Consider the following 22,758-nt stretch of genomic DNA (forward strand, 5'->3'; position numbering starts at 1 on the left):
TTAGGGGAGGATTTTTATGAGATATTTAACTGCGGGGGAATCACATGGCCCTGAATTAACAGCAATTATTGAAGGAATTCCTGCGGGGATGCCATTATTAACAGGAGATATTAATTATGAATTAGCTCGTCGCCAAGCTGGATACGGTCGTGGCGGACGAATGAAGATAGAAAAAGATCAAGCCAATATTACAGCAGGAGTTCGTCATGGTGAGGCCTTAGGATCACCGATTGCCTTAACTGTTGAAAATCGTGACTGGAAAAATTGGAAAACGGTTATGAGTATTGATCCAATTGAAGAAGAAAAAGTTGGTCAGCGTCGAGTGTCCAAACCTCGTCCGGGGCATGCAGACTTAGTTGGTGGCATTAAGTATGGTCACCGTGATTTGCGGAATATTCTAGAGCGTTCAAGTGCCAGAGAAACAACAGTACGTGTGGCAGTTGGAGCAATTGCTAAAAAATTATTGCATGAATTAGGAATTGAAGTTGTAGGGCATGTTGTTGAAATTGGTGGAATTCAAGCGAATTTGAAAAATGAATACACAACGGATGAGATTCGTGAAGGTTCAGAGAAATCACCGGTTCGTTGTCTGGATCCAAAGGTAGAACAACAAATGATGGATAAGATTGATGAAGCGAAAAAAAATGGCGATACTATTGGCGGCGTAGTCGAAGTTGTTGTTGGCGGTGTGCCAGCGGGGCTAGGTAGCTATGTTCAGTGGGATAAGAAACTAGATGCAAAAATTGCTCGTGCAATTACAAGTATTAATGCGTTTAAAGGTGCTGAATTCGGTGTTGGATTTGATATGGCTCGTAAGCCTGGTAGTGAAGTGATGGATGAGATTCTATGGGATGCGACGTCTGGTTATACTCGTGGTAGTAATAATCTAGGTGGTTTTGAAGGCGGCATGACCAATGGAATGCCGATTGTGGTTCGTGGTGTCATGAAGCCGATTCCGACATTATACAAACCGTTAATGAGTGTTGATATTGATAGTAAGGAAGAATACAAGGCGAGTATTGAGCGTTCTGATAGTTGTGCTGTACCAGCAGCTAGTGTTGTTGCAGAAGCGGTTGTCGCTTGGGAAATTGCAGAAGCGGTGCTAGAAAAATTCGATGGCGATTCATTTGCTCGTTTGAAAGCAGAAGTTGAGGAATACCGTCAATATACAAAAGAATTTTAAAAAATAGATGGGATTTTTCAATTAGGGGGAGCTATTATTTTGGAAAAGAAACACGTATTGATTGTGGGATTAGGTCTAATTGGTGGCTCTATTGCATTGGGAATTAAAAAACAGCATCCAACAACGGAGATTATTGGTTTAGATGTGCAAAAAGAATCATTAATACTGGGTAAAAATCTTGGAATCATTGATACGATTGGGAAAACCTTGCAAATCGAAGCGCCAAAGGCTGATTTAATTATTTTTTGTTGTCCAGTCAAGCAAACAGAAGTTTTGATTCAAGAGCTGGCTAATTTGCCATTAAAAGAAGATGTACTTGTAACGGATACTGGCAGTACAAAAAGTAGTATTGTTGAAACAGCAAATCTTCTAACAAGAGTGGGTATTCGTTTTGTTGGGGGACACCCAATGGCGGGCTCGCATAAGTCGGGTGTAATTGCTGCTAAGGTAGATCTTTTTGAAAATGCCTACTATTTAATGACGCCAGTTGAGGATTCTACGGAAAGCCAAGCAAATGTTGTTGAGTTACAATCTTGGCTAAAGGGGACAAATGCAAAATTCATGGTACTTTCACCGCAAGAGCATGACGAGATTACAGGAATGCTAAGCCATTTGCCACATATTATTGCGGCGGCTTTGGTGAATGAAACAACGGGATTTACAGTTGAGCATCCACAAGCAAAACGATTAGCTGCAGGCGGATTTCGCGATATGACTCGGATTGCTTCATCTGATCCAGTGATGTGGACAGATATCTTATTGACCAATAAAGCTGTGTTATTGGATTTGTTAGCTTCTTGGAAACAATCAGTGACGGATATGATGGGTTATTTGGAAGAGCAAGATAGTTCGGCCATTTATCACTTTTTCGATGAAGCAAAGGAAACGCGTGATGCGATGCCGGTTCATAAAGATGGTGCATTGCCAGCTTTCTTTGATCTGTTTGTAGATATTCCTGATTATCCTGGGATTATATCTGAGGTAACGGGTTATCTAGCAGAGGATCTCATTAGTGTTATTAACATCAAAATTCTAGAAACACGTGAAGATATTAATGGAATACTTCAGTTAACGTTCCAGAATCAAGGCGATTTGGATCGTGCGAAGGAATGCTTAAAAAATAAAAGTAGCTATCGATGCTATGAGAAATAGGTAGGGATAAAATGGAATTACTAACAAATAAACGCGAGTTAACTGGAACGGTTGAAGTTCCAGGAGATAAATCAATGTCCCATCGTAGTATTATGTTTGGCGCAATTGCAGAGGGAACTACTAGGATTAAGCATTTCTTACGTGCCGATGATTGTATGAGTACAATTGCTGCTTTTCGTGTATTAGGTGTGGAAATTGAAGAAACGGATGAAGAAATTATTGTTCATGGACAAGGTTGGGATGCATTAAAACAGCCAAAAGACGCCATTAATATTGGAAATTCAGGTACAACGATTCGGCTTCTAATGGGGATTTTAGCAGGGACGGATTTTACTACGACGTTATATGGGGATGATTCGATTGCGAAGCGTCCTATGAATCGAGTAATGTTGCCATTGAAGGAAATGGGCGCTAATTGTGAAGGTCATGCGGAGACAGAATTTCCGCCTGTAACGGTAATTGGAACGAAGAATTTGCAACCAATTACTTATCATATGCCTGTTTCTAGCGCACAAGTGAAAAGTGCCATTTTATTTGCAGCGTTGCAAGCAGATGGGGAAACAACGATTATTGAGAAGAAAAAGACACGGGATCATTCAGAACATATGATTCGTCAATTCGGTGGTGAGATTGATGTGGATGGATTGACGATTCGTGTCAAAGGCAAGCAGAAATTTGTCGGTCAAACAATGACGGTACCAGGGGATATTTCATCAGCCGCTTTTTTTATGGTGGCAGGTTTAGTTGTGCCAAATAGTCAGGTTCATTTAACCAATGTTGGACTAAATCCTACTCGAACAGGAATTGTGGATGTTATTGAGCAAATGGGTGGTCAGGTGACAATTAGTGATGCTAGTCGTAATACAGGAAAATTAGCTGGTACGATTACGGTTGAAACTAGTGAGTTACAAGGAATTGAGATTGGTGGCGATTTGATTCCGCGTTTGATTGATGAACTTCCTGTGATTGCCTTACTAGCGACGCAGGCGAATGGAACGACGATTATTAAAGATGCAGCTGAATTAAAAGTCAAAGAAACTAATCGGATTGATGCAGTTGTTCGTGAGTTGACGACTTTGGGAGCGAATATTGAAGCGACAGAAGATGGAATGATTATTCACGGAAAAACGAAGCTCCATGGTGGACGCGTAACAAGTTATGGTGATCATCGGATTGGTATGATGCTACAAGTGGCGGCTTTATTAGTAGAAGAAGGCGCAGTCGTATTAGAAAAAGCTGACGCAGTGTCTGTTTCGTATCCAGATTTCTTTGAAGATTTAGCTTCATTGTGCAAATAAAAGCACTAAACTAAAAAAATGAAGGGAGTTGAAGGCAAATGGATCAAATTATTTTGACAGGCTTTATGGGAGCTGGTAAAACGACAGTCGGACAAGTTTTGTCGGAGCTAACCAATATTGCTCACACGGACATTGATAGTGAAATTATTGAGGAACAAGGTTGTCCAGTAACAGAGATTTTTGAAAAACATGGTGAGCAAGGATTTCGTGATTTAGAGCATCAAAAATTAAAGGAAGTCATCCAACGTAAAGCGATTATCTCTACAGGCGGAGGAATTGTCTTACGACCTGAGAATCGTGAAGTCTTAAAGGCATTTTCGCCAGTTGTTTATTTGAAAACTGATCCGGCTGTTTTTTTAGCTCGACTAGAAGGAGATACAACGAGACCTCTAGTTCAAGAGAAGACACCCGATGAGATACGGGCTATTTTTGAACCACGGATTAAATTATATGAAGAAACGGCCGACTTAATTATTGAAACGGACGAGCTTAATCAAGAAGAAGTAGCTGAAGCAATCTTAAAAGCTTTAGGATTAAATTAAACGTGGAGGGAGTGAGAATTTTGAAAGTAGCTTATTTAGGACCGGCGGCTTCATTTACACATTTGGCATCAGAGAAGGCTTTTCCAGATGCTGAATTAGTTCCAAGTGTGACGATTCCAGACGGCATTAAGGCGCTAGAAGATGGGCTGGTAGACGTTGCGATTGTGCCGATTGAAAATACAATTGAAGGAACCGTAAACGTGACCTTAGATTATCTCTTTCACCAAGCAGATATTCCAATCCAGGCGGAGCTGGTTTTGCCGATTGCGCAGCATCTGATGGTGCATCCTGCGAATGTAATGAACTGGCGAAATGCTGAAAAAATTCTCTCGCATCCTCAAGCGTTGGCTCAATGTGAAGCTTATTTAGCTACGGAACTACACGATGCGATTAAAGAAGCAACGCCTTCAACTGCATATGCGGCTAGAAAAGTTAGCGAAGAAGCAACGCCGATTTTAGCGGCGATTGCACCACGTATTTCAGCGAAAGAGTATGGTTTAGCAATCGTTGCTGAAAATATTCAAGAATTAGAGCTGAATCAAACTCGTTTTGTTGTTCTAAGTCACCAGCCAATTCAAGTAAACTTGCCTCATGTTCGGAAAAAATGTTCTATTAGTGTGACATTGCCGAACAATATGCCAGGTGCATTACATAAAGTATTGGCAACGTTTAGTTGGCGTGAGATTGATTTGTGTAAAATCGAGTCAAGACCATTAAAGACTATGCTAGGTGAGTATTTCTTTTTAATTGATTTGTATGTGGATGGGCAAGAACAATTGATAGCCAATGCCATTGAGGAGATTCAGTTAATTGGTGGTGTCACTAAAATATTAGGACGATATCCGGTGCATAAAATCGAGATTGTCTAATGACGATAGAAAGTTAGCGTAGACCAATACGCTAGCTTTTTATTTTGTTTAAAATGAAGAATTGATAATGTGAACATCTATTTTTTTAAAAATGAAAATGCTGAATTAACGGTCTTTTTTTAGTATTATGTGAATATTCTAATGTTTAATTTTCTGAAAATTTAGAATATTGTTGCTTTTATCTCATAAATAATGTATCTTAGTAATAAGTATTTTTTGTAAGTAAGTGATAAAAAATACTCATCACTAATTGAATTAAAGGGGTCGGAGAAGTATGAAGATACAAAAGAAATGGTTAGGGCTAGGATTAGCATTAAGTTTTGGGATTCTTGCAGTAGGGTGCTCGAATAACAATAATAGTAAATCAACAAGCAGTGAATCAACAGATTCATCACAAAAAAAATTAGCTGCAAAACAAGAATTAAATTTAACAGAGATTGCTGAATTACCAACAGGGGATACGGCATTAGCTACAGATACAGTTAGTTTTACTGTATTTAATCAAGTTTTAGAGGGACTTTATCGTTTAGATAAAGAGAGTCAACCAATTCCAGCACTAGCGAAGGAAGAAGTTAAGGTTAGTGAAGATGGTTTAACGTACAACTTTAAATTACGTGAAGGCGCTAAATGGTCTAATGGGGACAACGTGACAGCGAAGGATTTTGTTTACGCTTGGCAACGTGTAGTAAATCCAGCAACAGGTTCACAATATGCATATTTATTTGATGGAATCGAAAATGCTGATGCAATTATCAAAGGTGAGAAAACTTTTGATACGCTAGGTGTTAAAGCGATTAGTGATTATGAATTTGAAGTGAAGATGGAAAAACCAGTGCCATATTTTGTTTCATTAATGGCATTTCCAACTTTCTTCCCACAAAATGAGAAATTTGTAACAGAGAAAAAGGAAAAATACGGAACATCTGCAGAGAATATGATATTCAATGGACCATTCGTCTTCAAAGGTTGGACAGGAACGAATCTATCATGGCAATATGAAAAAAATCCTAATTATTGGGATAACAAAAATGTTTATTTAGATAAGATTAATGTTGATGTTATAAAAGAAACAGCGACGGCACTGAATTTGTATGACGCGGATAAGTTAGATCGTGTATTATTAACTGGTGAGTATGCGAAACAATATCAAGATGATCCCGCATATAAAGTTGTTACAGAAGCACGTTCAGCGTATATGCAATATAACCAAGTTCGCGATGGTAAGAAAACAATTTTTGCAAATGAGAATATGCGTAAAGCCGTTGCTTATTCATATGATCAAAAACTATTAGCCAATGAAATTCTGGCAAATGGTTCTAAAGTCTTAACTGGTTTTGTTCCAGCTGATTTAGCTAAAAATCCAACATCAGGTGAAGATTTCCGTAAAGAATCTGGAAGTTATTTACAATATGATAAAAAGAAAGCTCAAGACTATTGGGAAGCTGCTAAGAAAGAGCTTGGTGGCGATAAATTTAGTATTGATTTAACAGCAGATGATGATGAAACCAATAAAAAAATTAGTGCATTCTTAAAAGATCAAATTGAAGGTACACTGCCAGGACTAACGGTAAATGTTCGTTCATTACCATTTAAAGTTCGTTTAGAAGCAGGAAAGACACAGAATTATGATTTAATGCAAGGTGGTTGGGGCGCTGATTTTGCTGATCCAGTTAACTTTATTGACTTGTTGCAAACAGATAGTCCGTACAATCGCTCAAGCTATAGCAATGCTGAATTTGACAAGTTATTAGCTGATTCAAAAGGTGTTAATGCAGTTAAACCAGAAGCTCGTTGGAAAAATCTATTAGATGCTGAAAAAATTCTTTTAGATCAAGCTGGTGTATCTCCATTGTATCAACGTGCAGCTGCAGAATTACAAAAACCATATGTAAAAGATATTTATGCACATCAAGTTGGTGCTAAATTCACGTATAAGAATGCATATATTGAAGAACAAAATTAATCGATTTTAAAAGAATAAACTAATTAACAGGTATGGATTTTTCTGTCAGAGACAGAAGAACCCATACCTGTTTTTTTGAATGAATAATAAAGCAGTATAGTTTATAAGAGTATCATGTTGTCAAAATTTGATTTTTCTTTAAAATAGTATTGAAAATCTGAATTTAGTTTTTTATTTCACATAGTTAGTATTTTTAATGTCAAAATCTAATGGAAATAAGTAAAATCTAATGGTTTAGAACTTTATTAAACTATGTGAATTATGTAGTAATGAATTTTCATTTTTCATTTTTAGTTTAAATAACGCCGGTTAATAATTAAAAAACGTTAAGTTTTATTAAAAAATAACTAAAATAAATTAAAAAATTTGTTTTTTTACTTTTTTTTAGTAAGTGAAAAAAAGCTAAACTACAACGTTTATTCGTTAAAAGTCAATTTTTGATAATAATAACTACAATTGTTGAAGTGATAGTTAGAAATAGAGATGCTACAATTTTCCTGTAGTTGAAGAATAAAAAAACACGTGGTGGTGGTAAATTGAAAATATTGAAGTGGTTAACGTATGGTTTAATATTGGTTGTTTTAAGTATGGCACATGTTGCTAACGCAATGGACATAGATAATAGTCAAGTTGGGATTACTTTTGAAGAAGGCACTGATAGTAGTGGAAAAGATTCAACTGAGGATAATAAAATAACTGACAAACCAAACCTTAATCAGAATGGTAACTTTCCACAAACCAGTGAAAAAAATTATTCACAACAAATTACTTATATAGGAATCGGAGTCAGCATCCTTGGAGGAATCCTACTATATAAAAAAGAAAGAGGGATAATATAATGGAAATGAAGAAAATCGTAATTGTCGGTTTAGTAAGTTTTTCAACAGTTTTAGGAGCAGCAATGCCAGCTATGGCAGCAACAACTGGAACTACTAATGGTATGGGTGCAAAATCAGATGCGCATCTTAAAATGGTTGGTGGGGATGATACAACAGGCCCAACAGATCCAATCGATCCTAACGTTCCAGGTGGAGAAACAGGAAACAAAGGTCCTTTAACAATTGATAACGTGACTCCTCTAGAATTTGGCGAACAAAAATTAGTAGGTGGCACGGCTACTTATTCAACTACCTCAACATTACCTAATGTTCAAGTAACAGATAGTCGTGGTGAAGGACAAGGATGGACACTAAAAGTAAATTCTAGTCAATTTAAAGATGCTACAGATGCTAGCAAAATCTTAAAAGGTGCAACTGTTACATTACCAACTGGGACAATTAAATCTATTGCAGGAAATGTTTCTGCAGCACCAACGGCTTCAGAAGTTGCATTAGATACAGTAAACTCAAATGACCATATTATTATGGAAGCAAAAGCAAATACTGGTTTAGGTACTTGGGAAGATTTATTTGATGCTAGTAAAGTAACGATTGATGTTCCAGCTGGTAACTTGGTGGGAGACTACTCAGCTATCTTAACTTGGACACTTGAAGATACACCACAACCTTAATTAGATAAACTAATAAATTATTTGGAGGAAATTAATAATGAAATTCACAAAAGCAGCAACAATTAGCATGGTAACTTTAGTAGGAATGACAATTGCATTACCACTTTCTGCAATGGCAGCAGATCCAACACCAGCAAATACAACAGCAGATTTAGTATTAGAACCAGGTGACGATACAATCGTTAATCCTCCAATCGATCCAATTGAACCACCAACTGGAGCTACAGGCGATTTAACAATTGATGCCGTTAGCAATTTTCAATTTGATACACATAAAATTGATACAGCAACTGCAACTTATACTGCAACTGCTAAAGAAGGATCAGTTCTTGGTTTACAAGTAACCGATAAACGTGGTACAGGTGAAGGTTGGAATCTATCAGCTAAAATTTCAACAGCATTTAGTGACGGAACTCATGATTTGAAAGGCGCAGCATTAAGCTTACCAGTTGGTACGTTAAAAACAAATAATGCAGATCAAAGCAACCCACCCGTTTCAAGTGCTTTGGCTTTAAATGATCAAGAAGGAACAGTTTTAAATGCACCAGTTGATCAAGGTATGGGTTCATGGGCAGAAGATTTTGCTGATGGTGTGAAATTAGTTGTTCCAGCAGGTAACTATGCAGGAACTTATCAAGCTGGTATTACTTGGACGTTAACAAACGCACCTAAATAAACTTATTTCATACCGCCTAGAGGAGAAATTGAGTTATGAAACAAGTGAAAATTTTAATTACGAGCGTTGTATTAGTATCTTCTCTTACATTAGGAATGACTTCTGGAATAGCTAAAGCAGCAGACACAGCGGATTCAAAAAGTCATATCCTATTTAAGTCAGATAAATCCCCGACTCACCCTGTTGATCCAACAGATCCAAATGATCCAAATCCAACACATCCCGTTGATCCAACGGACCCCAGTAATCCGGGTACAAATCATAGTGGTCCCCTATCACTAGATTTTACCTCAAGTATTGAGTTTGGCAAACAGATTATTAGTGCAAGTGTAGCGACTTATAACGCTAAAAATGAACATCCTTTTGTTCAAGTAACCGATAAACGCGGTACTGGAACGGGCTGGAATTTAACAGCAGCGGCAAGTGAATTCAAATCTCTTGATGGAAAAAAATTTCTAAAGGGTGCAGAATTAATCTTGGCTAATGGTGATGCGATTTCGACAACAACAAATGTTTCAAAAGAGCCAGAAGTAGTGAAGGTAGATTTTAATAATACAGACAGTCATCAAGTAATGAAGGCTGATGAAGATGAAGGCAGAGGAACATGGGAAGATGCTTGGATGGGCGTAGAAAATAATAACTCTAATGTCCAGTTAAAAGTTTTGCCGGGTTCTGCTGACGCAGGAATCACCTATTATTCTACTATTGTTTGGCAATTGGCAGACGCGCCAAAATAAACACAGCAAGAAACTACCATAAGAGTTTTAGCTCAAAGTTTACTGCGTACTAGTAAACTTTGAGGTACTTAGTTTTGATAATAAGTTTTAGGAAAAACGGGAGGCATAAAGCAGATGAAAAAATTACTAACATTAGTCGTAGCTGGTTTATTAGGAGTGGGTGCATTGCCACAATTAGTACATGCAGAAACGATGAATTATACAATAAAAGCTGAAATTCCAGAAAATCAAATTGATAAAGCAAAGACATATTTTGATTTAAGAATGACGCCAGCGCAAGAAGAAGTAATTAACTTGACTGTATCAAATACATCAAATGAAGAGTTAAAATTAAAAGTTGAGCCTAATACAGCTGTTACCAATCAAAATGGTGTTGTTGATTATAGCCAAAAGGGAGCTAAAAAAGATTCTACTTTAAAATATGCTTTTTCTGATTTGATTAAAGGTGAAACAGATATTACATTAGCGCCAAATGAAACAAAAGAACTTCCTTACACCATTAAAATGCCTGCTGAAAAGTTTGATGGAATTATTTTAGGTGGTTTTTATGTTTCAAAAGTAAATTCTGAAAAAGAAGAAGCTGCATCAAAAAATGTTCAAATTAAGAATCATTATTCTTACGTAGTCGGTGCAAAACTAAGTGAAACGGATACTGTAGTTAAACCAAATTTAAAATTAAACGATGTAAAACCTGCCTTGCAAAATTATCGTACAGGGATAACTGCTAATCTACAAAATACAGAAGCAACAATGATGTCAGAGCTTAAAGTAACTACAAGTGTGACAAAAAAAGGTAGTCAAGAAGTGTTGCACAAAACTGAAAAAGAAAGTATGTCCATGGCACCTAATTCAAACTTTGATTTTCCGATTAGTTGGGATAATCAACCTTTGAAGGCGGGTAAATACGAGTTAACCGTTGTTGCCAATGATAAAGATCAATCATGGAAGTTTACTAAAGAATTTGAAATTAAAGGTGAAGAATCTGCGAAACTGAATAAGGAAGCTGTTGAAGTAGAAAAAGATTCTACTTGGATTTATTACTTGATTGCTGGTTTAGTTGCAGCGTTGATTGCTTTATTATTAATTATCATCGTAGCAAAACGTAAAAAAGGGGGAAATAAAGATGAGGAAGAAAAAGATTAGTCAAAAAATCATTATCGTATTGGCAACAATCTTCTTGTTCTTTGATGTAAGCCTCTTTTCTGTCTTTGCTGTTGGAGAACAAATGGGTCAAGAGTTGAATTTATCAGTAGTTAAAACTGATTATCATTTGAATGAAGCGATTCAAGTGGGAATGAGTATTGCAAATACAACTGCTAGTGAAACAACTTTAGCAATTCCAACAGGTCTTGAATTTAATCAGGAAGAAACTCAAAAATTAGTAGCGAATGGGTCTAACACAGTCATTAAAACAGCTGAAGATTTAACTACCGATCAAGCTCAAGTTGTTAGTGAAACAACTAAAACTGTTCCGGCGCCTACATCGGATACATCTTCAGAGGCGGCGGTTACAAATTCTGGAGAAGCAGTAGTCGATGCAAACAGTGACAGTGCAATAGCTGGAAGTACATTACCTCCTGTACAAAAATCAGAAGATGAACAAAATAAAAAATTAGTTGTTACCTATTATCAAAAACAAAGAGAAATAGTCATTAAAAATTACACGGAACAATCAATTGAAATGCAACAAATTGTTTTAACAGCAACTCAACTTGGCGATTATTCATTACAGTCAAAACAAGGAAATAGTGCATCCAATAACATTTCATTAGTTGTTAAAGATGAGACTGCTATTCCTGAACCATCTGACAGTAGTGCTACTGTTGATTCGGAATCTATAGATTCTAGTAGTCAAGTCACTGCTGATTCATCAGCAACAGCAGATACTTCAGCTGTAACTGAATCAGAAGCACCTGATTTAAGTGGAGCAGCGCCTTCAGCTAAACCTGTTTTAGGGACTAAAGGGACTGTAACTGTAGATCCTGGTTGGACAAAAGTTGCGAATAATTATTATGGTTCAATCCCCTTAACTGGTGGACAAACAGCTTATTATGGATTTACTAAAGGATATGGGGATGCACTCTCAGCCGATTTAATTCAAACAGATTCATATATTAAAGATAAATCTGGAAAACGTGTTGATTATATGTTTCATAACTTTTTTAACAATACACAACAACGATTTTTCATCTCAGAATTAGTCAATGTTGCAACTCCAACACCTCACCAAGAGTTAAAATATACAAAAGTTAATAATGCGATCATTAGCTTAGTTGAAACAAAACCAGTTCCAGGTGGAGATGCTACAAAAGGTCCATTTATTGTACAAGCGGTTGGCTTTTTACGAGATATTTCAGGAACAGGATCAGCTGCTACGGTAAAAGATGAATTTAAAGTATATTCAATTATTACACCAAACATTACTGATGGAACATTGGAATATACTACTAGAGTAGAGCGTTTAAGAAGTCCATCTGAAACTTCTGCTTATGGAGATTCTGTTGGTTTTGCGAAGTTAGTAGACACAAAATTAAACGGAAATGATGCTGTTGATGTAAAATACAGTTCAATGAATAAAGGAATGTATATTGAAGATTCTCCTTACAAAGTAAACTTTGATTTTCTAGATGTATCAATGGGTCCAGCTGTAGCGACAAACTGGAATTCAGCTAGTTTTTATAATTCTGGCAAACTAACATCTCCCTCAGATTTTTTCCCAGGCTGGAATGAAGCAACTGGGGCAGAAAAAAATAATGGCAAACCAGGGGAAGTCATTAATCATGCAGCAGATTCTGGAATCGGAATGAAATGGGATGTTGAAGCATTGGCGAAAGGCTCTGCTAGAAATATGAGCTACCGTGTATACTTAGGCGATACCAAAGCACCGACGATGAAAGTAACAACAAAAGATATCAATGTAAACGTTGAAGATACTATCTCAATTAACGGAACGTGGAATGATGTAGATAGTCCGTGGGCAAACTTAAGCTATTCAATTGATGGCGGCGCTCAAAAAGTTTTCCGTTCAAAAATGCCTAACGCAACAGTAGGTAAAGATAATGCTTGGACACAAACCTTCAGAGCAAGTGAACTAGGTAGCGGAAGTCATAAAATTGCTTTTTTTGCTACTGATAATACAGGGATAACATCAACTGTTGTCGAAGCTACTGTGACTATTAATAGCAGTGACGGTTATCTATTTAGTAAGACTTATACAAAATCAGGAAGTCCAGATAAAACAGCCGTTGGCGATGTTATTCACTACAAAGTCGTCTTAGCAAATGTAAGTGGCCATGATTGGGAAACCGGGATTTCGGATGATTTACCAACAAAGTCTTCAGGATTAACGGTTGATAATAAAACAATTGCGGTGACCGTTGCTGATGGAACGAAGTATTTTTATGCAGATAAGGATACTCCTGGAAATCAAGGTCTATGGATGGTTTATGATGGAGCTGTTTATTTTGCCGGTTCACCAATTAAAGATGGAAAAACAATTCAATTGGAATTCAATGCAGTAGTCAATGAAAATGCGGCTGGAAAAGATACTTTAACAAATCATGCATCTACATCGATTATTAATAAAGCAGGTAAAGGTGAGGATATTGAAACTGAAGTTAGTTTAGCCGGATCAGTCATTGAATCCTTGCCAGTAGCCGACATCTCTCAAACGTATAAAGACATGAATTTATCAGAAGATGGTTTTAGCCAAGAAGGAAATGCTATTGACTATTCCGTTCATATTGGAAATAAAATCCAAGATGTAAAAATCCAAGATTTAGCAGATACAACCTGGTATTCTATGACAGGAACAGAGACATTACCTGAAGGGTTAAGTTATGTTGATGGTAGTATTCAAATTTTAGATAGCACAGGCAAAGATATTACAAGCACAGCAAATGTTGAAAATGGTAATATAAGCTATGAAACAAGCGCAAATAATCTAACGATAAAACTAGAAAAATTAGCATATAAAGATTTTATTACGGTGAATTTTAAAGGTAAAATTGCCTCTGGAACAGCAGGTAAAAAATTAACAAATACAATCGATGTCAATGGAGTAAGCATAAATGGGACAAAAGTAACAGGTTCAGCAAGCACCACAATTGAAACGATTGTTAGAAATAAAAATATTCCTACCATTACGTTGGACAATAAAGAAGAAACGAGCGTTCTTCATGATTATCAACTAAAAGGTACTTGGACAGATGAAAATAGTAAATCCGATACTTTATACTATCAAATCGATGGTCAAACTCCAGTAGCATTTTCTAAAAATATTGCCAATGCCACTCCTGGGCAAGCGACAGGTTGGGATTACACGATTCCTGCTAGTGATTTAACAACAGGTGATCATACAATCGCAGTGTATGCAACGGGAGATTCAGGACTTTCATCTTCAACAGCTAGCGTAATCGTTCATTTCAGCGGAGCTTTATCATTTAAGGTGGCTCCACCAGAGACTACTACGTTTAATGCAACTAAGATTTCTAACGAGGTTGAATATGTGGGTCGTTCAGGCAACTGGGATATGATTGTAGAGGATACATTAGGCAAAGGCAGTAGCTGGCGTTTGAATGCACAATTAGATGAAGAGTTTACCGATAGCCAAACGAAAAAAACATTACCGAATGCTTTAGTTTATATTGATGCTGCAGGTACTGAAACAGCGATGGATGTTGGTCAGTTAATTGATATTTCTTCTGGAATTGTAGATAGCGATATTGATTTTCCAATTAGTTGGCAAGAGGACCAAGGTATGTTATTGAAAGTTGATCCAGGTAGTTATACGGGTCATTATCAAGGCACGATTGATTGGATTTTAACAAATGCTCCATAATTAAACGGAAAAATTGGACCGATTTAAGGTCCGATTTTTTTTATGAAAACAATGAAATGGCAAAGGAAGTGATAAAGTGTTTACCTTTTTTTTACAACCTCAAATTGATACCCTGCAACAACAAGTAGTGGGTTATGAATTATTATTAAGAAAATTTGAAGCTGGAAGTTGGCATTTTCCTTTAATCAGTCCAGAAGAATGGGATGATAGTTTACCACAAGAATTAGTAGATGAAGTTCTTAGAATTGCAAATCAGTTACAAGAAGCGCATCTATCCATTAATTTTTCACGTAAGCAGTTACTCTATTTTGATAGTTTGCCATTTCTAACTTACTTAATGCAACATAAACCTGAATCAGTGGAGATTACCGTAGAATTAATAGAAGCGGAAAATTTCTTAGCAGAAGTTGAAGAGGCGACTGACGATAATGATCAAGAAGTGGTGCAGAAAATAATTGAACAGTTTAAAAAGATAAAAGCATTAGGCATTGAAATTAGTATTGATGATGTCGGCACAGGGATGAATTCTATTGAACAGGTTTTGCAGTTGATTCCGTATGTAGATGAGCTTAAAGTTCCTATTCAAAATTATCGAGAAAATGGAATGTCTTACGAACAAATCGTTCAAGAAATCACATGCTGGCAAGAAATTTCACAAAAGTATCAAAAACGTCTTATTTTAGAAGGTGTTGAAAATCAAAAGGAATCTGAAAGGTTGAGTCAATCAAATATGCACATTCAACAAGGTTTTTATTTTTCAGAACCATTTCCAATTGAATTATTAGAAAAATTAAATGACTAAAATGAAAAAGAAGGCGAATTTTATGAAGATTAATGCATATTGGGATGACATTGTGATCTACGAGATTACTTTTTGTCGAAAAGGTGAAGTGTCAAAAGCTTCGTACGAAAGAATAATCGTTTTTCCAATGGACTATACAATGGAGCGCATTGAATCTGAAGTGAAGCGAAGATTTGAAAATGAGATTGAAGTGATCCATATTTCAGAAATATTTGAAGGCTTGAAAGAGAAACAGTGAGCAAGTAGCATATCCTGTTATTGCAAACAAGGGATAATGTTGATTTAACTTTAACAGAGAGTGGGAAATCATGAATTTTGAACGTATTTTTCTAGAAAAATTAGCCTATAAAGAATACCAACTTTATGAACTTTTAATTAATTCAAATATTGATCAAATTTACACAACAAGTGATTTAGCTAAAAAACTAGGTTATTCTATGAATGTTATGGCAAAGGTCATTCAAAATTTGAATTCACGATTAACTAACTTGGGATATGATCCACTAATTGCAGTGCATCGTAAGTCAGGTTTAACAGTAGGTGAAATTACTTTATCTTTGGATGAATTGCGGGCATCTTTGATGAAAGAGTCCATGATTTTTTCTTTTGTAGAGTATGTTGCATTTAATCCAGATAGTGATGTAATGGGATTCTATGATTCTCACTATATTAGTCAATCGACTCTTTACCGTCGAGTAAAACCGTTACTTGATTATCTTGAAACGTACCAAGTGGGCATTTCATTGAGCCAAGGAGAGTTTGTTGGTGATGAAAGAAATATTCGTTTGTTTTTGTTTTGTATGTATTGGGTAGGAATTAAAGGTGTAGAGTGGCCATTTTCAATGGTTGACCATTCTTTTGTTCAAAAGCAAGCTGTGAAAATTGAGATTAGCACGGAATATAAAATGAATTTAGTAACGAAGCATGAAACAGAATACTTTTTTGCCATAAGTATGCAACGAGTAGCCATTGGTGAAACAGTGAAGCATTATGAACAGTTTGATAAAATTTGTCAGAATAATCTTCAGTTTAATCCATATCTATATCAAGAGCTTTTTCCTAATTTATCCGAAGCACATTTTATGGATGAAGCAAGATTTCATTTCTTTATTATTAATTTTAAACCTCTTTATTTTGAAGAAAGTCTTTATTTAATGAAGACGCTTAATTATTATCAAACAGAAAATAATATAATTTGGCAAGTATCGAATAAGTTAATCAATTCATTAAAGCAAAAATTTCCTCAGGATGCTCATGAATTATCAAGTCCGATATTATTGGGTAATCTATTAAGTATTAATTTGGCTCATTATTCATTCAGAAGTAAATTCATAAATTTGTTCATACTCACCGATCCGTCAGAAGAACCGATTGTGAAGGATCAGCTTACGGAATTTCTGGAAATTTGTTTAGACGAATTTAAAGGTAGCAAATATGATGTTTTCTATGAAATGAAGTCGGAACTAGTTTCGTTTTATTATCATCTCTTTTCAGTAGTGTTAAAGGATGCTGTCGATGATCGAAAAAGTGTCAAAGTTGGGTTAATGTTAGATTTAAATAAACTTTTGTATGACCGCTTGCTTTCTTTTCTGGAGCATTCTCCATTTCAAATTAAGGTTTTTAACCTATTGGATTACCAAACATCCGTTGACGTGATTATAAGTAGTGTTTATTTGAAAGTTGATAAACAGTTACAACCGAGACCAAAAATTTATTATTGGAATTCCCAAAAAGAATCTGTTAACTATATTAATATTCTGAAAATAATCAGCGGAGAAAAATAACAGATAGTTAGATGTTGAGTTATTAATCTTGTGTTATAAAATGTAGTGCATTACAATAGTAATAATGCACTTACAATAACCCGCATACTATTGGAGGAATTCCTTATGATGGTGGAAAAAATACTCATGGACAAGGCAACTTATCGAAAGTATTTAATTTATCTAGAGCTGTTAACGTTGGAGGGGAATATCTGTACAGTCTTGGATTTGGCGACACGTTTAAACTATTCTAGCCGAATGGTTAGCAATTCTTTAGAACAGATATCGAATGATTTAGCTGAACTGGGTGAATCAAAACCATATTCTATTAGTCGAAACCAGAGAATTACGATTGAATCTTTAACGGTTGAAATAGCTATTTATCGTGCTTTTTTAATTAGTAAATCCGTTAATTTTCGATTTATTCAGGCAATAGCTTTTAAGGAAGATAGCAGTTTAAGCCAATTTATTTCTAGAGAGTATCTTAGTGAATCGACTTTAGCAAGGCGACTAAAACCAATTATAGATTTTTTGCATGATCACGGAATTAAGATTAATTTGAAGCAAATGAGCTTTGTTGGTGATGAAAAAGGTATTCGGATTTTTTTACTATCTATTTACTGTTTAGCTTTTAAAGGTACTAGATGGCCTTTTATTACGGTTAGCGAGGATAGAATCTATGGGATAGTAGATAAACTTGAAGAAGATGCAAAGGTTCAATTGGGATTAATTGATCGATATGAGATGAGTTATTTTGTTGCAATTTCGATTTTACGAATTAGTCACCATTGTTATGTAGAAGATGCAAGTGAGTTGGATCAGATTTGTGAGGGGAATCCCGATTATCATCCTGCGATTTATCATGATTTTTCTCAATGGATACCTCAGCAAAAAGTATCAGCTGAATTACGGTTTATGTTTGCAGCTTCTTTTTTTAAACCTAATTTTATTGAAGTAACACCGCGCTTAGAGCGAATGATTCGTTATTTTAAGGAACAAGATAATCAAGTCTGGGGTTATGGAAATGAGATTCTTAACTTTTTAAAGCAACAGTTTCCAGACAAAGAAGATGAGCTAAACAATCCAATCTTAATCGGTAATTTACTAGCAATTCTACTTTCAAATGGAATTGTTGGTAAAGGATATATTAATCTGTTTTTACTTACTGACCCAGTTATTAAATATGAAGATAATTTTTTAAATAGCGCGACTGAGGAATTCTATAAACGAATTGATTGGAAGAAGTACCCTATGTTCAAAGGGATTCGGAACCAATTAAAATCTTATTTTATTTATTTGTTTAGTGATATTTTTGAACCAGAGGCATTAGGAACAACGATTAAAGTTGGAATTCTGTATGATCCTAACATACTCATGTACCATCGAATTCATCAATTTTTGAAAAATTCCCCTTATTTGGTGGAGTGTTGTTCGATTCAAAAATTTGAACCAGAAGTTGATTTAATTATTACAGCAACCTATCTGGTTAATGATAGGAAGAATAATGAAGGTCCGATTATTTATTATTGGAATTTTGAAAAACACAAAAGTAACTTTACCAAATTGCTTTTACTCTTAGAAAAAATAGAAAAAGCTAAAAATGAAGTAGATTTTTAAAAAATAGTGTTTTATATAACTAAACTAAATAGATTTCTAGTAGAGGATAATCCTTTACTAGAGGTCTTTTTTGTTTTTTTTTAGAAAAATTCCATAAAAACATTACGAATGTTCTTTATTTGTATATGTATAACTGTTAAAATAATATTAGGTATTTAAAAAAATTGGAGGAATGACATGAAAATGAATAAGAAATTTGGTTTAGTAGCAACAACTGCTTTATGTGCCATTGTGTTGGTAGCTTGTGGTGGGAATGAAAAGAAAACGGCTGAAAGTAGCAGTGTTTCTTCTTCAAGCTCTTCAGTAGAGAGTTCATCTAAAAAGAAAGAAGCAAAGAAAGAGTCATCTTCTAGTGAATCGAAAGAAAGCAGTTCTTCTAAGGACAAGTCAGATTCTGCAGAATTTGATGCTGTTGTAGCAGGAATTAAGAAAAATATAGACGCAAAAGAAATCAACGTATTACATGCTAGTATGGAACCACAAATTTTTAATCAAGACTATGTAACAGTTAGTTTAGATGGGTATGAGATGCTAGAATTAAATGATTTCAAGCAAGATTATGCATCAAGTTTTAGAAATAATTCAGACTATGCCGGAATTCTTTTGGCTAAATATACAGTTACTAATACTGGTACAGAAGATGCTTATTATTTTGCCATTCAGAATTTATCTTATTCAGGAGCTAAACGTTCATATACTAATTCACTGCATATTATGACAGATGATGTAGATAACTTTGTTAGTCTTTTACTTAAGAAAGACGGGAAATTAGCACCAGGTGAAAGTGTTACTGGATTTGTCCCATTTACAATCGATGGAGATTCACTAGACAAAATGAAGGATTTAACAATGGTAACGATGGAAATTCCATCAGCCTATAAGACAGAAGAGATAAAGAATGAAAATAAGTTAGGTGAGGTTGTCAAAGTAGATTTGCCTGTGACTAGTGATGGTGAAGGTACATTAGCTGAAAAAGGCACTTTTTATGGGGATAAAGCAACTGTCGATAATATGGGAACAAAAACATTACTGAAAGAGAAGAAAGACATTAATGAAACTTTAGCATTTGGTGAAGCAGATGTAACGCTGAATGGTTATCAATTTACTGAATTTGTACCAAATGAAACTGAAGCACCACGTTTCAGAGATTTTGAAAATGGTATTGTCTTAATGACTGCAAGTTTAACTATTAAAAACAATGGTGATGAAGTGGTTGCACCATCTCGATCATCAAGTGTATTGAATGTAAATAATAACGCACAACGTATTTTAAGCTCAAGCATGTTATTAGCTACAGTGAGTGATGATGAAGTTAAAAAAGGCGAAGCTGACGAATGGATTCAAGTTTTTGCTTTTGATAAAGAACAATACGACAAGATTTGGAAAGAAAAAGATTTTAGTTTGAAAGTGAATCTAAGACAAGAGTCAGGATCATTAAGAAAAGGTGAAGACATTACCTTTGATTTACCAAAATAATTTAAATTAAAAATGACATCCGCCTTGATGAATAAGGTGGATGTCATTTTTTGATTTTACGCAATTCTGCCATTTATTGCTTGAAGGAAGATAATTAGTCTAAGAAATAGAGAAGGTGAGATAGAAACTAAGAACTAGTTTTGTCTCACGGTCTTCTAAACATAAGTCATTAAAACTTACTAGCTTCAGGATCTTTAATACCATCTTCATTGTTTTTTTGAATAATCCTAATTTCACCAGAATCAGTTGTAATTGAAACTTTTTCAGTGGATGGATCGATGGGTCTGTCAAATTCATTAATAACTCTGCCAGAGGTGCTTTTTAATTGGAAATCTAAAGGTACAGTATCTAGTTGCACCCATTTCACAATGCCATCATGGCTATTGATTGTACCTGATATGTTTTTATCTTGAGAAATAATCAAGGCACCACTGTCATTGTTAATTTCTACAAAGCCAGAATTATTGTTTAAAATCAGTTTACCAGATTCATTTTTCAGAGTTGAATTCCCACTTTGGTTTTCTAATACTACCGTTCCATCTTGGTTAGTAATGTTTAGCTTTTGTAACAAAGTATCATTTAAAACACTTTTACCAGAAATATTTGCAATTGAAAAATCAGTAGAACTAGTATTTTGGATATTAATCAACCCAGATTCTGTTTGAAGTTTAGCAATACCTTGTCCATTTTTTAAAATAGATTTCCCACTGTAATTATCGATAGTTAGGGTAGTTGCATAATTTGACATGAAAATATCAGTTGAAATACTTTTGATATCCATATCTGTAGCTTGTAAATTACTAATCTGGATATCACCCTGATCAATGTTTAGATTAATTGTTTTAGCTGTTAAGTTCGTTAATTGTAAGTTGGCATCTTTTAAGTTTAGTTCAAGTTTATCAAGCTGTTCATTTTGAGGTACGTAGAGAATTACTTCATTTTTTTTAGGACATGAGAAAAAATTAAAGAATGTTCTTTGACCTAAATTAACATTTATATTTTTTGAATTTGGCTTTAAGTTCGTTATTTTTTTTATGACAGAAGAGTGCATATATCCTTGAATCTCAATCCGAGCTTGATCATCATTAGCAATCGGAACGGTCATAACATCAGCATGATAATCTGTATTGATGGTTAAGTTTAGAATTTGATTGGCATCAATAGTCAGCTCATTTCTATAAAAGGTTCCATTATGAAACCACGAATTTGTAATAGAAAGATAGGCAATGCTGCTAATGCTTAGGATTAAAGTAGTTCCTATTAGGTAAAGCATTTTTTTATGTTTAAGTTTTTTGATGATTCTTAAGATAAGTAAGAAAATAGCACTGAAAAAAATAGCTAGTGTAAGTGGGGGTAATGCAAAATAGTGTTCAATTAAAGCTTCATGAATGAAGGCAATACTGAAAAGAATAATAATAATGAATAAAAATAGCAAGCTGATAGAGCCTATCAGTTGCTTAATGCGAGCAAAAAAAGTTTTTCTTTTCCCTTTTTTTTCATCTTTATAAGCTTTCTTTACTTTTTCAATTGGAACCACGTCTTTTTCAGCTGTCAGAGCAGTGTGCAATCGCTGATCTTCGTAAAAATCATCTACAATTTCCTTAGGTGTTCCTAAAGAATGAATCACTTCTTGTTCATTTTTCCCTTCACTTAGTTGAATATCAATATGTTCCATTAAATCTTCCCTGAGTTCATAAAAAGAAGATTTATCTGATTCTAAAAATAAATCTTCCATTTCTTTAAAGAATTTATCGGTTAAATTCATCGTATTCCTCCTGCCTTATATTTGCTACATCTTTAACGAAAATGTCCCACTCCTCTTCAATATCATTTAAATAGTCAATACCACTTGGAGTAATTTTATAATATTTTCTAGCTGGACCACTAGAAGATTCTTTTAGATAGGTTTCACAATAGCCTTCTTTTACTAATCTTCTAAGAATTGGATATAGTGCTCCCTCTGTGAGAGATATATGTTTATCTATTTTTTGTGTTAATTCATATCCGTATCGATCTTCGTACTGCAATAAAAATAATACGCACAATTCTAACACACCTTTTTTAAATTGGTTTGTTTTTTTCATTGTAGTTCCACCTTCCAATAGTTAAACACACTCAAACAAGCATTACACTTAAGTTTACTCTATTTTTAAAAGAATATAAAGAATTTTAAAATAGAGAGTTCAAAAAAATGGATTAAGTTTAGTCTAAATCACATTATTGAATTTTATTAGTTAAAAATAAGAGAAGTATTATGTAAGCAACTTTGGTTAAGTTTAATTATTTCCTAGGAAATAATTCTAATGAAATAACGTTAACACAAGGTTTTA

Annotated in this window: 19 protein-coding genes; 17 read left to right on the forward strand and 2 right to left on the reverse strand. The window is 34.8% G+C overall.

Going from position 1 to position 22,758, the window contains the following annotated elements:
- Window positions 1-16: 16 nt before the first annotated feature.
- The 17 genes from aroC (at window position 17) to BR43_RS10755 (ending at window position 20,428) form a co-directional block, all read left to right on the forward strand.
- Window positions 17-1,183: a chorismate synthase gene (aroC, locus tag BR43_RS10675; RefSeq protein ID WP_034561900.1), complete on the forward strand. Its 1,167-nt coding sequence runs from the start codon at window positions 17-19 to the stop codon at window positions 1,181-1,183.
- Between the two features lie 39 nt (window positions 1,184-1,222).
- On the forward strand, window positions 1,223-2,335 hold the full coding sequence (locus tag BR43_RS10680; RefSeq protein WP_034561902.1) for a prephenate dehydrogenase: 1,113 nt from the start codon (window positions 1,223-1,225) through the stop codon (window positions 2,333-2,335).
- An 11-nt stretch (window positions 2,336-2,346) separates the two neighbouring features.
- Entirely contained in the window at window positions 2,347-3,633 is a 1,287-nt protein-coding gene (gene aroA / locus BR43_RS10685; protein WP_034561903.1) for a 3-phosphoshikimate 1-carboxyvinyltransferase, read from the forward strand.
- A gap of 38 nt (window positions 3,634-3,671) precedes the next feature.
- Window positions 3,672-4,175, forward strand: a complete 504-nt coding sequence (locus BR43_RS10690; RefSeq protein WP_084679908.1) for a shikimate kinase — start codon at window positions 3,672-3,674, stop codon at window positions 4,173-4,175.
- A gap of 20 nt (window positions 4,176-4,195) precedes the next feature.
- Window positions 4,196-5,044 (forward strand): prephenate dehydratase, encoded by an 849-nt coding sequence (gene pheA, locus BR43_RS10695; RefSeq protein ID WP_034561905.1) that lies wholly within the window; start codon window positions 4,196-4,198, stop codon window positions 5,042-5,044.
- A gap of 274 nt (window positions 5,045-5,318) precedes the next feature.
- Window positions 5,319-7,007 (forward strand): peptide ABC transporter substrate-binding protein, encoded by a 1,689-nt coding sequence (locus tag BR43_RS10700; RefSeq protein WP_034561906.1) that lies wholly within the window; start codon window positions 5,319-5,321, stop codon window positions 7,005-7,007.
- Between the two features lie 503 nt (window positions 7,008-7,510).
- Entirely contained in the window at window positions 7,511-7,846 is a 336-nt protein-coding gene (locus tag BR43_RS10705; protein ID WP_169741044.1) for a hypothetical protein, read from the forward strand.
- On the forward strand, window positions 7,846-8,517 hold the full coding sequence (locus tag BR43_RS10710) for a WxL domain-containing protein (protein ID WP_157464000.1): 672 nt from the start codon (window positions 7,846-7,848) through the stop codon (window positions 8,515-8,517). The genes BR43_RS10705 and BR43_RS10710 overlap by 1 nt, the downstream gene beginning before the upstream one ends.
- A 37-nt stretch (window positions 8,518-8,554) precedes the next feature.
- Window positions 8,555-9,193 (forward strand): WxL domain-containing protein, encoded by a 639-nt coding sequence (locus BR43_RS10715; protein WP_034561908.1) that lies wholly within the window; start codon window positions 8,555-8,557, stop codon window positions 9,191-9,193.
- Between the two features lie 35 nt (window positions 9,194-9,228).
- Window positions 9,229-9,930: a WxL domain-containing protein gene (locus tag BR43_RS10720; protein WP_034561910.1), complete on the forward strand. Its 702-nt coding sequence runs from the start codon at window positions 9,229-9,231 to the stop codon at window positions 9,928-9,930.
- Between the two features lie 114 nt (window positions 9,931-10,044).
- Window positions 10,045-11,073, forward strand: coding sequence for a WxLIP family cell surface protein (locus BR43_RS10725; RefSeq protein WP_157464002.1), 1,029 nt, complete (start codon window positions 10,045-10,047; stop codon window positions 11,071-11,073).
- Window positions 11,054-14,770 carry a hypothetical protein gene (locus BR43_RS10730; RefSeq protein ID WP_034561912.1) on the forward strand — a complete coding sequence of 1,239 codons (3,717 nt, stop codon included), beginning with the start codon at window positions 11,054-11,056 and terminating at the stop codon, window positions 14,768-14,770. Before BR43_RS10725 ends, BR43_RS10730 begins: the two co-directional genes overlap by 20 nt.
- Before the next feature lie 76 nt (window positions 14,771-14,846).
- Window positions 14,847-15,572 (forward strand): EAL domain-containing protein, encoded by a 726-nt coding sequence (locus BR43_RS10735; RefSeq protein WP_034561914.1) that lies wholly within the window; start codon window positions 14,847-14,849, stop codon window positions 15,570-15,572.
- Window positions 15,565-15,810 carry a hypothetical protein gene (locus tag BR43_RS10740; protein WP_169741045.1) on the forward strand — a complete coding sequence of 82 codons (246 nt, stop codon included), beginning with the start codon at window positions 15,565-15,567 and terminating at the stop codon, window positions 15,808-15,810. The genes BR43_RS10735 and BR43_RS10740 overlap by 8 nt, the downstream gene beginning before the upstream one ends.
- 70 nt (window positions 15,811-15,880) lie before the next feature.
- A complete protein-coding gene (locus BR43_RS10745) occupies window positions 15,881-17,356 on the forward strand; it encodes a helix-turn-helix domain-containing protein (RefSeq protein ID WP_034561918.1) in 1,476 nt (491 codons plus the stop codon).
- A 105-nt stretch (window positions 17,357-17,461) separates the two neighbouring features.
- Entirely contained in the window at window positions 17,462-18,952 is a 1,491-nt protein-coding gene (locus BR43_RS10750; RefSeq protein ID WP_034561919.1) for a helix-turn-helix domain-containing protein, read from the forward strand.
- Between the two features lie 177 nt (window positions 18,953-19,129).
- Window positions 19,130-20,428, forward strand: a complete 1,299-nt coding sequence (locus BR43_RS10755) for a DUF5068 domain-containing protein (protein WP_034561921.1) — start codon at window positions 19,130-19,132, stop codon at window positions 20,426-20,428.
- Between the two features lie 169 nt (window positions 20,429-20,597).
- On the opposite strand, the gene BR43_RS10760 is transcribed toward BR43_RS10755, so the two are convergent.
- Window positions 20,598-22,193 carry a DUF4097 family beta strand repeat-containing protein gene (locus tag BR43_RS10760; RefSeq protein WP_034561923.1) on the reverse strand — a complete coding sequence of 532 codons (1,596 nt, stop codon included), beginning with the start codon at window positions 22,191-22,193 and terminating at the stop codon, window positions 20,598-20,600.
- A complete protein-coding gene (locus tag BR43_RS10765) occupies window positions 22,177-22,512 on the reverse strand; it encodes a PadR family transcriptional regulator (protein ID WP_034561924.1) in 336 nt (111 codons plus the stop codon). The genes BR43_RS10760 and BR43_RS10765 overlap by 17 nt, the downstream gene beginning before the upstream one ends.
- Window positions 22,513-22,758 lie beyond the last annotated feature (246 nt).

Origin of the sequence: Carnobacterium gallinarum DSM 4847, assembly GCF_000744375.1 — a bacterium.
GTDB classification, from domain to species: Bacteria; Bacillota; Bacilli; order Lactobacillales; family Carnobacteriaceae; genus Carnobacterium; species Carnobacterium gallinarum.

What these genes read in the sequence shown, in the direction of transcription:
- aroC (WP_034561900.1), top strand. Translation starts at nt 17, where the DNA reads ATGAGATATTTAACTGCGGGGGAATCACATGGCCCTGAATTAACAGCA.
- aroA (WP_034561903.1), top strand. Translation starts at nt 2,347, where the DNA reads ATGGAATTACTAACAAATAAACGCGAGTTAACTGGAACGGTTGAAGTT.
- BR43_RS10690 (WP_084679908.1), top strand. Translation starts at nt 3,672, where the DNA reads ATGGATCAAATTATTTTGACAGGCTTTATGGGAGCTGGTAAAACGACA.
- BR43_RS10700 (WP_034561906.1), top strand. Translation starts at nt 5,319, where the DNA reads ATGAAGATACAAAAGAAATGGTTAGGGCTAGGATTAGCATTAAGTTTT.
- BR43_RS10710 (WP_157464000.1), top strand. Translation starts at nt 7,846, where the DNA reads ATGGAAATGAAGAAAATCGTAATTGTCGGTTTAGTAAGTTTTTCAACA.
- BR43_RS10715 (WP_034561908.1), top strand. Translation starts at nt 8,555, where the DNA reads ATGAAATTCACAAAAGCAGCAACAATTAGCATGGTAACTTTAGTAGGA.
- BR43_RS10720 (WP_034561910.1), top strand. Translation starts at nt 9,229, where the DNA reads ATGAAACAAGTGAAAATTTTAATTACGAGCGTTGTATTAGTATCTTCT.
- BR43_RS10725 (WP_157464002.1), top strand. Translation starts at nt 10,045, where the DNA reads ATGAAAAAATTACTAACATTAGTCGTAGCTGGTTTATTAGGAGTGGGT.
- BR43_RS10730 (WP_034561912.1), top strand. Translation starts at nt 11,054, where the DNA reads ATGAGGAAGAAAAAGATTAGTCAAAAAATCATTATCGTATTGGCAACA.
- BR43_RS10740 (WP_169741045.1), top strand. Translation starts at nt 15,565, where the DNA reads ATGACTAAAATGAAAAAGAAGGCGAATTTTATGAAGATTAATGCATAT.
- BR43_RS10745 (WP_034561918.1), top strand. Translation starts at nt 15,881, where the DNA reads ATGAATTTTGAACGTATTTTTCTAGAAAAATTAGCCTATAAAGAATAC.
- BR43_RS10750 (WP_034561919.1), top strand. Translation starts at nt 17,462, where the DNA reads ATGATGGTGGAAAAAATACTCATGGACAAGGCAACTTATCGAAAGTAT.
- BR43_RS10755 (WP_034561921.1), top strand. Translation starts at nt 19,130, where the DNA reads ATGAAAATGAATAAGAAATTTGGTTTAGTAGCAACAACTGCTTTATGT.
- BR43_RS10760 (WP_034561923.1), bottom strand. Translation starts at nt 22,193, where the DNA reads ATGAATTTAACCGATAAATTCTTTAAAGAAATGGAAGATTTATTTTTA.
- BR43_RS10765 (WP_034561924.1), bottom strand. Translation starts at nt 22,512, where the DNA reads ATGAAAAAAACAAACCAATTTAAAAAAGGTGTGTTAGAATTGTGCGTA.